Source organism: Spirosoma jeollabukense (genome assembly GCF_054777855.1).
The window spans coordinates 1-635 of record NZ_BAAHAD010000089.1 but is presented as its reverse complement, the minus strand read 5'-3'; the positions used below and the strand labels follow the sequence as shown (position 1 = coordinate 635).

Sequence of the window (635 nt, the reverse complement as noted above, 5' to 3'; positions counted from 1 at the left end):
CCTGATAATTCTGTACCTTCAATAGCAACAACCTGCTTTCTAGATCGACAATAGATTTCTCACCCTCATGGCAAGGACGTGAGATACATACTACTATATCATGAAGTTAGGTTACACCCGCGTCTCTACCCAAGATTAAAACCTGGCCTTTCAGCTTGATGCCCTCAATGCAGCAGGCTGCTCGAAAATCTTTCAGGAAAAAGCCAGTGGGTCCAAAACCGAACGGCCTGAATTAAACAGATTACTCGAAATCATTCGGCAGGGGGACACCTTGATGATTTGGAAGCTGGATCGACTGGGCCGTTCCCTGAATCACTTGATCGAGATTGTCACGCAGCTCGAAGGGCAACACGTTGGGTTAGTCAGTTTGAACGACCCGATCGACACTACGACGGTGCAAGGTCGGCTCGTTTTTCGCATTTTTGCCAGTCTGGCTGAGTTTGAACGGGAGGTAATTCGAGAAAGGACACTGGCGAGTTTGGCCTCGGCCCGTCGACGAGGTCAACTCTTGGGCCGTCGTAAAGGGCTCTCCAAAGCCAGCGAGCAGAAAGCCCGCCTTGGTGAAAGTCTCTCCAAAGCCAGCAAGTACCCGGTTGAACAAATCGCCCGCGAGTTACACATCTCTAAAACCACCC

General features: G+C 50.4%; 1 protein-coding gene. It reads left to right on the top strand.

Features of this window, described 5'->3' with window-relative positions; translation table 11 throughout:
• Positions 1-142: 142 nt before the first annotated feature.
• Positions 143-635, top strand: a 493-nt coding sequence (locus ACYVEA_RS34705) for a recombinase family protein (RefSeq protein ID WP_461117923.1), incomplete at its 3' end; no start/stop codon positions are given.